General features: G+C 54.8%; 6 protein-coding genes. All 6 read right to left on the bottom strand.

Annotated elements, in window-relative coordinates; genetic code table 11:
• The 6 genes from BUB67_RS15455 to eno all read right to left on the bottom strand — a co-directional run bounded on the left by BUB67_RS15455 (window position 1) and on the right by eno (window position 8827).
• Window positions 1–834, bottom strand: coding sequence for an FAD/NAD(P)-binding protein (locus BUB67_RS15455; RefSeq protein ID WP_073240011.1), 834 nt, complete (start codon window positions 832–834; stop codon window positions 1–3).
• 21 nt (window positions 835–855) lie between these two features.
• Window positions 856–1860 carry a 4Fe-4S dicluster domain-containing protein gene (locus BUB67_RS15450; RefSeq protein ID WP_073240012.1) on the bottom strand — a complete coding sequence of 335 codons (1005 nt, stop codon included), beginning with the start codon at window positions 1858–1860 and terminating at the stop codon, window positions 856–858.
• Window positions 1861–1877: 17 nt separating this feature from the next.
• Complete coding sequence (locus BUB67_RS15445) at window positions 1878–2822, bottom strand: 4Fe-4S dicluster domain-containing protein (protein ID WP_073240013.1); 945 nt, start codon at window positions 2820–2822, stop codon at window positions 1878–1880.
• A gap of 11 nt (window positions 2823–2833) precedes the next feature.
• Window positions 2834–3256 carry a hydrogenase iron-sulfur subunit gene (locus BUB67_RS17040; RefSeq protein ID WP_159431848.1) on the bottom strand — a complete coding sequence of 141 codons (423 nt, stop codon included), beginning with the start codon at window positions 3254–3256 and terminating at the stop codon, window positions 2834–2836.
• 505 nt (window positions 3257–3761) lie between these two features.
• A complete protein-coding gene (locus BUB67_RS15430; protein ID WP_073240264.1) occupies window positions 3762–6794 on the bottom strand; it encodes an FAD-dependent oxidoreductase in 3033 nt (1010 codons plus the stop codon).
• A gap of 749 nt (window positions 6795–7543) precedes the next feature.
• The gene (gene eno / locus BUB67_RS15425; RefSeq protein ID WP_073240263.1) at window positions 7544–8827 is read right to left on the bottom strand and encodes a phosphopyruvate hydratase; all 1284 of its coding nucleotides are present in this window, start codon (window positions 8825–8827) and stop codon (window positions 7544–7546) included.
• Window positions 8828–8955: the final 128 nt, after the last annotated feature.

Below are 8955 nucleotides of genomic sequence, written 5' to 3'. Positions count from 1 at the left end.
TTAATATTCATTGGGCAGCCGGTCCAGCTGTTCCTTGGTGAACACCGGGCCGTCCTTGCAGACATATTTGCTGCCCACGTTGCAGCGGCCGCACATGCCAATGCCGCACTTCATCCGGTTTTCCAGGCTCATGATGATCCGGTCCGGGGTGAAGCCGCATTCTACCAGTACCGGCAGGGTGAATTTAATCATCACCGGCGGTCCGCAGATGATGGCATAGTCGCTCTTGGGCGCCACTTCTTTGGTGACGGTGGGGATGAAGCCCACGCGACCGGTCCAACCTTCCACTTCCCGGTCAATGGTGGTGATCAGGTTGATGTCGCTCCTGGCATCCCATGCCGCCAGTTCGTCCTTGTACAGCAACAGGCCGGGGTTCCGGGCACCGTAGATGACGGTCAGGTCGCCGTAGTCCCCACGGTTGGCCGGGTCCAGGATGTACTGGATGGTGGAGCGCAGGGTGGTGAAGGCAAAGCCGCCGCCGATGATGGTCAGGCTTTTGCCCTTCAGCTGCTCCAGCGGGTAGCTGTTGCCCAGGGGTCCCCGGACGCCTACGATGGTCCCTTCTTCCAGCATGTGCAGGGCGGTGGACACCACGCCCACTTTGGCCACGGAGAATTTCAGAATGCCTTTCTCGGTGGGGGAAGAGGCAATGCCAAAGGGGGCTTCCCCTTTGCCGTAAACCATGACTTCCGCAAATTGCCCGGGCCGGTATTGGAAGTTCTCGGCATCTTGTTCGTTTAAGAATTCAAAGGTGAAGGTGTGAATTAACTTGTCGGATGTCTCGGTGAAGTTTTTCACCAGTTTCATCGGCAGCGGTAGATAGGGGTTTCTCATCTTTTTTCAACCTCGCTTCCGCTAGTCCAATGCCCGGATATCAGCCAGGGCCTGGCGAATATCCAGGTTTACAGGACAGTTTTTGATGCACCTACCGCAACCAACGCAGGCGGTGGCGTTGTATCGTTCTACAAAGTAGTTGAATTTGTGCATGAGTCTTTGTCTCCAGCGAGCTTTGCCGTTGGGTCTCGGGTTGTGGCCGGAGCCGTGCAGGGTGAACAGCGGGAACATGCAGGCATCCCAGTTTCTCACCCGGCAGCCGTTGCAGTCTTTGGCCTCGTCTGCAATGTCAAAGCAATGGCAGGTGGGGCACAGGTAGGTGCAGGCGGCGCAGCCCAGGCATTTTTCGTGCAGCCGGTCCCAGAAGGGATGTTCAAACATGCCTCCCAGTTTGTCGCTCAACCCTTCGATGTTAATGGTTCCGTCGGCTTTGACTTCTTGCTGCAGTTTGGCCGCAGCGGCTCTGGCTTCTGCGCCGGCTTCGGCCAGGCCAAGTTTGGCTAAAAGTTCTTTGCCCTTTTCGCTGATACCTTCCACCACATAGGCTTCGCCAATGTCGGTCAGGAAGATGTCGCTGCCTTCTTTGGAGAAGGGTCCGCAGGCCATGCTGCTGCAGAAGCAGGTGGCCGCCGGTTCGTTGCAGCCCAGTCCCACGATCAGGGTGTTATTCCTTCGGGTCAGGTAGTAGACATCTTCGTACTGGTCGTTTTTAAAGACGTTGTCCAGCAGCACCAGGGATTTGGCGTCGCAGGGACGCATGCCGAATACGATGGTGGACGTCGGATCAACGTTGTCTTGCATCCTTACTCCTTCAGCATCCACGGTGTAGTTGAACAGCTCTTCGGACTGAGGGAAAAGGATTTCTTTGCCGGGTTTTTTGGTGTTGGCATAGGTCAGGCAGGCTTCTTCTCCGCTTTTAATGGCCGCGAATTCCACCAGGCCGTTCTTTTTCACCGGCGCCATCACCCGGTATTCAGCTGCCAGTTTGTCAAGTAAACTTGGTATTTCGTTTTTGTTTATGATCATCCTTTTTCACCTCACTCCTATAGCAAGAAGTCTTCTTTGTCTTCGAACTTGAAGGTATTTAAGGCCGGTGGGTCTTCCAGGCTGACGCCCGCTTCGGCGCCAAAGAGTTCTTTGACGTCTTTGACCATCTTGCGGTTTAACAGGGATAGTTTGATGCCCATGGGGCAGGCTCTTTCGCAGGCGCCGCAGTCCACACAGCGGCCGGCCAGGTGAAAGACTCGCACGGCCTGGAAGAGGGCGTTGTCGTCCACGCTCTTGGCGCTTTTGCCAATCCAGGCGGGGGATCCGCAGTCAACGAAGCATTCGCTGCAGTAGCACATGGGGCAGGCCTGCCGGCAGGCGTAGCAGCGGATGCATTTTTGCATTTCTTGGGCGATGTAGGCGTTCCGCTCTTCGGCACTTAAGGCTTCAAAGGCTTCGATGTCGCCGTAGTCGGCTTCTCTGGCCGGAACGGCTTCGCCGATCAGTTCGTCAAAGAGTACCGGGGTGTTGTACCGGCAGGTCTTGCAGGAGCCGAACATGACGTCGGCTTTGGCGACGGTCTGTTCGAAGTCTTTGCCCTTTAGTATCAGTTCGGCGCCGGTGTCGGTGACTTCCAGGATGTCTTTGCCGCCCACCAGTTCGCAGATTTGTTTGCGGTCCACCATGCCTTCGCAGGGTACGCCAATGATGGTCAGGTTGTCTTTGTTGATCTGGCCTTCTTTGATGAGGCCCACGATGGCCCGCACGTCACAGCCTTTGGCGATGACCGCTGTTTTTTCCGGGCGTTTTCTCAGAAAGTTGGCCAGGTTGTTTTCGCAGGTGGCGCTCCAGATCAGGTTTTCTGCCTCTTCAGGGGTTCTGGCAAAGTACGGGGTGCTGCGGAGGGGCAGACTTCCCTGGGCAAATCCCACCACCAGGTCCACTTTTTTGTCGGCTAAAAGTTTTTTGGCAGTTTCTCTTATCTTTTCGGTTGTGTTCATTCCCTCTCACCTCACTCCGCTTTGCGAAATAGTCCCTTGTTGGGCCCCATGGCTTTGACTTTGCCGGTTAAGTCGGTAATGAGTTCCGCAAATCTTGCCCCTTCGGAGGCGGATACCCAGGTGAAGTTGACACGGTCCTTTTCTATGCCCATGTAGTTTAACAGGTTCTTTAACAGGGCGAATTTACGACGGGCTACCAGGTTGCCACTAACATAGTGGCAGTCGCCGGGGTGTCAACCGGAGGTCAGTATTGCATCAGCGCCGGATCTCAGGCCGGCAATGATAAACAGCGGGTTGATGCGTCCGGAGCAGGGTACGCGCACAACGCGCACGTTCGGGGGGTATTGCAGCCGGCCTACCCCTGCCAGGTCTGCGCCCGCATAGCTGCACCAGTTGCAGAGAAACGCGACAATTTTGGGTTCTTGTTCGGCCATTTTCTTCCCTCCTGTGTCAGCTGTCAGCTACAGCTTTCAGCCATCAGCTTTTTGGCTGTTGGTTTTGTGCTTTTGGTTTGTATTTTAAGGTGTTTGTTTTAGATAGTTCTTTAGGTAGGTTTTTGGGTCGTTACTCTTGGGTCTTGGGTTGTCTTAAGTTCTATGTGGTAGCTACCCCGGCGTGGTATTATCCACGCTCGCTCCGCAAAGTCGCTCGCTGCGGATAACACCATGCCTCCGGGTTAGCTATTTAATGTTTTCATCGGTGGTACCCTGTTTCAGCGGTAACGATGTCTCCGCAGGGTCGGCTTTTTTCTTTAGGTCAGGCGGTGCTGCGCACCGCTCTGACCTCGTCTTTCTGTTGTGTCCGTTCGGTACAACTCCGGGGCTTTTACCAGCCCTCTAAGGCCAGCGGCTAATGGCTAACGGCCAAAGGCCTGACCCCAAAAGCTGACGGCTGATGGCCGACAGCTGAAGGCTGGACCCCAGAGGATGACCCGCAGGTCTACCAGCTTACCGCCTGCACCATGGCGATGATCTGCTCGTTGCTGCAGCCTTTGACGTTGATGGCGCCGCAGCGGCAGGAGGAGGAGCAGGCGCCGCAGCCTTTGCACAGGGCCGGGTTGATTTCGGCGGCGGTGTTGCCCCGTTCGTCGGTGACCAGGGTGGCTGCTTTGGCCGGGCAGACTTCCACGCAGACGCCGCAGGCCATGCACTTGCGTTTGTTGACAAAGGCTGCCTTGCCGTCGGTCTGGATGTTTTGTTTGGCCAAGGCGGTGGCGGCACGTCCCGCTGCGGCTTTGGCCTGGGCGATGTTTTCTTCCAGGTTTTTGGGCCCGTGGGCCAGGCCGCACATGAAGACGCCGTCGGTGCCAAAGTCCACCGGCCGCAGTTTCAGGTGGGCTTCCAGGAAGAAGCCTTCAGCGTTTACCGGTACTTTGAACAGTTTGGACAGCCCGGTGTTGTCGTTGGGTACGATGGCGCTGGCCAGGCCGATGATATCCGCGTAGATTTCGATGGGCCGGTTCAGGACGTGGTCCACGAAGGTTACTTTGGTGCCGGTGGAAGTTTCTTCTACCTTCGGTTTGTTGTCTACGCTGTATCGTACGAAGATGACGCCCTTGCGGCGGGCTTCGGTGTACAGGTCTTCGAAGTAGCCGTAGGTCCGGATGTCACGGTACAGGATGTAGACGTTGGCGCCCGGCTTCATTTCTTTGATTTTCAGGGCTTGTTTGATGGCCTTGGTGCAGCAGATGCGGCTGCAGTAGGGCCGCTCGTCGTCCCGGCTGCCCACGCACTGGATGAAGACGAAGTTGTTGGAGTTCTTGAGTTTGCCTTCGGCAATCATGCTTTCCAGTTCTAACAGGGTGTGCACCCGGGTGTTGTGACCGTAGAGGTATTCCTTCGGCTTGTATTCGGCTGCGCCGGTGGCGATGATGGCAACCCCGTGCTTGATTTGTTCTCCGTTGGAGAGTTCGGTTTCGTAGTTGCCCATGAAGCCGTGTACGTCTGTCACGGTTGTGCCGGTGTACACTTTGATTTTGTCATGGTTCTTAACTTGGTCAATCAGTTGGTTCAGGTAGGCTTGAATGTCTTCGCCGCCCATGCCGTAGCGGATGCGTTTAGCGATGCCGCCCAGTTCTTCCGCTTTTTCCACCAGGTAGACTTGGTAACCCTGGTCGGCCAGGTTGAGGGCTGCGTTCATACCCGCCACGCCGCCGCCTATGACCAGCGCGTCGTGGTTCATGGGCAGGGTGATGGGTTGTACAGGTTCTAACAGGGCTGCTTTTTTAACGGCCATTTTGACCAGGTCTTTGGCTTTTTCGGTGGCTTTTGCCGGTTCGTTTTGGTGTACCCAGGAGCAGTGGTCCCGGATGTTGGCCATTTCAAAGAGGTGCGGGTTTAAGCCTGCCTCTTTCAGGGTTTCCTGGAACATGGGCTCGTGGGTACGCGGGCTGCAGGAGGCCACGACGATGCGGTTTAAGCCGTATTGTTCAATGGCTTCTTTTATTTGGGCGCTGGCGTCCTGGGAGCAGGCGTATAGTTTGTCGGTGGCATATACAACGCCCGGCAGGGTCCTGGCGTATTCGGCCACCGAGGGTACGTCTACGACGCTGCCGATGTTGATGCCGCAGTGGCAGACGAAGACGCCGGTGCGCACGATTTCTCCCGCCACGTCTTTTTGTGCCGGGTATTCTTTGACTTTGGTCAGGGTGCCTTTGGCTTCCGCCAGGAGTTTTTGGATTTCTCCGGCGGCGGCGCTGGCCTGCATGACGGTCTCAGGAATGTCTCTGGGGCCGCTGAAGGCGCCGGCCACGTAGATACCCGGTTTGTTGGTGGCCACCCCGGTCAGTTGCGGTACCGCCGCAAAGTTGTATTGGTTCAGTTCTACGCCCAGCTGCTTGGCCAGTTCTACTGCCGCTTTGTTGGGTTCTAAACCTACGGACAGTACCACCATGTCGAATTCTTCGGTAATAACTGTACCGTCTTCCAGGGCGTAGCGAATTTTAACGTTGTCGTTTTCGCCGGGGTCCAGGCCGTAAACGCGGCTCCGGATGAAGTTGACGCCGTATTGTTTTTTGGAGCGCTCGTAGTATTTTTCAAATTCTTTGCCGTAGGTCCGCATGTCCATGTAGAAGATGCTGGTGTTCAGGTCGTAGTCAGCATGTTCTTTGGCAATGACGGATTGTTTGATGGCGTACATACAGCATACTGAGGAGCAGTAGCCATGGTTGATCCGGCAGTTCCGGGAGCCTACGCACTGGATCCAGGCGATCTTGGCGGGCTCTTTATGGTCGCTGGGCCGCACCAGGTGGCCGCCAAAGGGGCCCGATGCGCTCAGGATGCGTTCGAATTCCAGGGAGGTGACGACGTTTTTCAGTTCGCCGTATTTGTATAGTTTCAGTTGTTCCGGGTCGAAGGTTTCAAAACCCGGTACCAGCAGAATGGAGCCTACTTCGATTTGGGTTTCTTCGTCCTGCATGTGGTGGTTGATGGCTCCGGCCTGGCATACTTTTAAGCATTTGCCGCAGAGTTTGTCGTTGTTCAGGTTTTTAAATTTCAGGCATTTGCTGCTGTCGATGGCGTAGGCGTTGGGATAGGCCTGGGCGTACAGTTTGTAGATGGCTTTCCGCTTGCTTAATCCCTGGTTGAAGGCGTCGTCTACTTTGACCGGGCAGGCATCGGCGCAGCTGCCGCAGCCGGTGCATTTGGCCACATCAATGTAACGGGCTTTGGTTTTAACGGTGACTTTGAAGTTCCCTGGTTCTCCTTCCACCCCCGTTACTTCGGAGTTGGTCAGGGTCTTTACATTCAGGTGTCTCCCGCAGTCTACCAGCTTGGGAGACAGGATGCACATGGAGCAGTCGTTGGTGGGAAAGGTTTTGTCCAGCATCGGCATGGTCCCGCCAATGGCCGGCTCTTTTTCCACCAGGTACACGTAGTAGCCGGATTCCGCCAGGTCCAATGAGGCCTGGATACCGGCTATGCCGGAGCCCACCACTAATACGGCTCCTGTTTTATCAGGCTTTTTTATCATCTCTGCATCACACCGTCCTCCTATTTACGCTTTTCCGGGGGAGTAAAAAAACCCCGATAAATACACTTAACCCCTTGGTGGGGAATTTTAAAATCAATTTTTATTAATTGTAAAATCCGGAGCGCGGTTCATTTTAAGGAACCATTCAAAGTATGGTACGGAGGCTTCACCTCCTAATAAATTATGTAACCGGTTAACGAACAAGCGGATCGCTTGTACTAAACTTAACAAATACAGGTGTATCTTATGGCAGCGGGTCCTATAACCGGACGGCTTGTCTTAGTCCGGCCCCTTTGGATAATCCAACTTTCACAGTCACCTGCCTGACAGGTCAGCGTAACGAAGATACTATTTATGGTGTAATCAGTCAGAAGTTCCATTATTCATATAAATTTCCATGGGTAAATCCATAACTGTATACAATAAACTTGTAAGTACCGTAATTTCGGCACTTTTGTCCTTATGGCTAGTATATAGTTTCTTCCAACTAGTGTCAATTATTTTAGAATATTTTAAAAACGTTCGCTGTTTTCGAATATATTAATGCAGCTAAAAAGCAGAATAAGTACATGAATTTCGCTGTGGCTATTTGTCTAAATTGGCATAATATTCTGCTATCGTTCAGTAAAAAATCAAATCCCTTCTAAAAATACTTATGAAGGGATTTGTCCGGTTATTCGGGTCGGGATCATTCTACCGTCAAACCTTTAGCCGCCCGGATAAGCAGTGAAACTGTCCGGGTGTTTCATTTATCTAATGTTATAAAAAACGTCCCTGCCGCGATACCTGGCCAGTTGGCCCAGTTCCTCTTCAATGCGCAGCAGCTGGTTGTACTTGGCCACCCGGTCGGTCCTGGAAGGAGCGCCGGTCTTGATCTGCCCGGCATTGGCGGCCACGGACAGGTCGGCGATGGTGGTGTCGTCGGTTTCGCCGGAACGGTGGGAAACCACGGCGGTGTAACCGGCCCGCTTGGCCATTTCAATGGCGTCCAGGGTTTCGCTGAGGGTGCCGATCTGGTTCACTTTGATGAGGATGGAGTTGGCCACCCCGGCTTTGATGCCTCTGGCCAGGCGCTCGGTGTTGGTGACGAACAGGTCGTCTCCCACCAGTTGGATTTTTTGGCCCAGGGCCCGGGTCAGTTTGGCCCAGCCCTCCCAGTCGTCTTCGGCCAGCCCGTCTTCGATGGTGATGATGGGGTATTTGTCCACCAGTCTCCGGTAGAAGTCGATCATTTCATCGGCGGTATAGGTGACTCCTTCGCCCGCCAGGGTGTATTTGCCCTCTTTGTACAGTTCGCTGGCGGCTACGTCAAGGCCCAGGAGGACGTCCTGCCCCGGCTGGTAGCCGGCTTTTTCGATGGCTTCGATGATGACAGCCAGGGCTTCTTCGTTGCTCTTGAGGTTGGGGGCAAAGCCGCCTTCGTCCCCTACGGCGGTGTTGAGTCCCCTGCCTTTCAGCACGGCCTTCAGGTTATGGAAGATTTCCGCTCCCATGCGCAGGCCTTCGGAGAAGCTGTCGGCTCCCACCGGCAGGATCATGAATTCCTGGATGTCTACGTTGTTGTCGGCGTGGGCGCCGCCGTTGAGGATGTTCATCATGGGTACCGGCAGTTCTTTGGCGTTGACGCCGCCGATGTATTGGTAGAGGGGCAGCCCGCAGTAGTTGGCCGCCGCTTTGGCCGCTGCCAGGGATACGCCCAAAATGGCGTTGGCGCCCAGTTTGCTTTTGTTGGGGGTGCCGTCCAGTTCGATCATGCGGCGGTCGATGCCGATTTGGTCGGTGACGTCCATGCCGATGAGTTCCGGGCCGATGATTTCGTTGACGTTGTCAACGGCTTTGATGACTCCTTTGCCCAGGTAGCGTCCCTTGTCGCCGTCCCGCAGTTCCACCGCTTCGTAGGCCCCGGTGGAGGCGCCGGAGGGTACGGCTGCCCTGCCCACGGTACCGTCTTCCAGCCATACTTCGGCTTCCAGTGTGGGGTTGCCCCGGGAGTCCAGTATTTCCCGGGCGAATACATCACTGATGATGGTCAAGGTTCATACCTCCTATGTTTAAGTTTGTTTTAGTATTACAGTCTGTCAGGCAATGTAAAACAAGCTGTTTGTCTGGGCTTTGAAGTCTTTCTTTGGGGTCCCGTCTGGGCCCATGGGCATTCCTTTGT

The organism is Desulforamulus putei DSM 12395 (genome assembly GCF_900129195.1).
GTDB lineage: Bacteria > Bacillota > Desulfotomaculia > Desulfotomaculales > Desulfotomaculaceae > Desulfotomaculum > Desulfotomaculum putei.
The sequence above is the reverse complement of the archived record's forward strand: the minus strand, read 5'-3'. Positions and strand labels throughout refer to the sequence as shown.

Excerpts from the sequence above, each read along its gene's own strand:
- BUB67_RS15450 (WP_073240012.1), bottom strand. The coding sequence starts at position 1,860 with ATGATCATAAACAAAAACGAAATACCAAGTTTACTTGACAAACTGGCA.
- BUB67_RS15445 (WP_073240013.1), bottom strand. The coding sequence starts at position 2,822 with ATGAACACAACCGAAAAGATAAGAGAAACTGCCAAAAAACTTTTAGCC.
- BUB67_RS15430 (WP_073240264.1), bottom strand. The coding sequence starts at position 6,794 with ATGATAAAAAAGCCTGATAAAACAGGAGCCGTATTAGTGGTGGGCTCC.
- BUB67_RS15455 (WP_073240011.1), bottom strand. The coding sequence starts at position 834 with ATGAGAAACCCCTATCTACCGCTGCCGATGAAACTGGTGAAAAACTTC.